The sequence below is a fragment of the Mycobacterium sp. NPDC003449 genome (assembly GCF_053588415.1).
This window is the reverse complement of record NZ_JBSFPX010000368.1, coordinates 1-1,564: the sequence shown is the minus strand read 5'-3', so window position 1 is coordinate 1,564 and position 1,564 is coordinate 1. Positions and strand designations below refer to the sequence as shown.

The window sequence follows — 1,564 nt, the reverse complement described above, 5'->3', positions numbered from 1 at the left end:
CTGAGGCCGCGTTCCTTGGCGCGGTCACGGGCCCTTTTGTCCTCGATGTTGCAGATCGCCAACCAGAGCAGCTTCACCACCGCGGCATCGTTGGGGAAATGACCGCGGTTTTTGATGATCTTGCGTAGTTGATAGTTCAGCGATTCGATCGCGTTGGTGGTGTAGATGACCCGGCGCAGCATCGGCGGGAACGCCAGAAACGGGATGAACCGCTCCCAGGCGTCCTCGAAGACACGGACCGTGTTCGGGTTGGCCCGACCGACCTCGGAGGCCGCGAACGCGTCCAGCGCCGCCCTGGCCGCCTCGGCGTCGCTGGCTTGATACACCGTCTTGAGTGCCGCGGCGACGGCCTTGCGCTGCCCGTAGGACACGAAACGCATCGCGGCTCGGATCAAGTGCACTACGCAGGTCTGCACCAGCGAATCCGGCCAGGTCGCCTCGATCGCCTCGGGGAACCCGGTCAAGCCGTCGCAGCATACGATCAACACGTCAGCGACACCGCGATTGGCCAGCTCCGCGCATACCCCGGCCCAGAACTTCGCGCCTTCGGTGGCCTGAATCCAGATCCCCAGAACGTGTTTGACGCCTTCGATGTCCACGCCGACGGCGATGTGGGCGGCCTTGTTACGCACGTGGGCACCGTCGCGGACCTTGACCACGATCGCATCCAGGTAGATCACCGGGTAGAACGATTCGAGCGGGCGCCGCTGCCAGGCCAGGACCTCATCGAGGACCTCGTCGGTGATCTTGGAGATCGTCTCGCGGCTGATGTCGGTGCCGATCGTGGAGGCCAGGTGATGCTCGATGTCGCGCACGGTCATCCCGCCGGCATACAGCGAAACGATCATGTCATCGAGCCCACCGACGCGCCGTGACCCTTTGGGCACCAGCGTGGGGGTGAACGAGCCGTCGCGATCTCGCGGTATCGCCAATTCGACGTCTCCGACGCTGGTCGCCACGGTTTTCGCAGATGAGCCATTGCGTGAGTTCGAGAACAGTGCGGCCTCGGGATCGCCCTTGTCGTATCCGAGATGATCACTCAGTTCGGCCTGCAGGCCGCGTTCCAGGCCCGCTTTGATCAGCTGCTGGATGAGCCCGTCCTTGCCCTCGAGTTGAACCTCACCGGCATCGATCATCGAGTAGAGCTCATCGAGGGCACCCGAGGACTCAAGCGCCTCCACACCCGCACGCTGCGCACGTCGACGTTGTTCACGGTCAAGCTTCTTATCCACCACGGTCATCAGTGTCTCGGCTTTCAGTCGGGAGCACAGCCCTCACACAAACCATCTGACACCCTCGCAGGCGGCCGCGGCCCGCCGCGCGCAGCGCGAACAGAAAAAGCAGCAACGACAGGACATGGCGCGCCAGGCGCTGTTGGAGCGGTATCGCGCCCGCCAGCAGCAGGGTCGTGCGGTGTCGACCGGGCGTTTGCCTGCTGAAATCCGCGTTGAGGTACTCGAAGAGAATCTGGGGGTGCATCGGGCTCGCGCACAAGCCAAGATCGAGGCGTTTGAGGCCCGACCATTCCGCGGTGGGCATGTGCCGGGACCGGTGGACTCTGACC

General features: G+C 63.9%; 2 protein-coding genes. One reads left to right on the top strand and one right to left on the bottom strand.

The features are described 5' to 3' along the window. A partial coding sequence (locus ACWDTP_RS38370) for an IS256 family transposase (RefSeq protein WP_450028431.1) occupies positions 1 to 1,241 on the bottom strand: 1,241 nt, incomplete at its 3' end. A gap of 115 nt (positions 1,242 to 1,356) precedes the next feature. On the opposite strand from ACWDTP_RS38370, the gene ACWDTP_RS38365 reads away from it, so the two are divergent. Then, the coding region (locus ACWDTP_RS38365; RefSeq protein ID WP_450028430.1) for a hypothetical protein at positions 1,357 to 1,564 on the top strand (208 nt) is incomplete at its 3' end.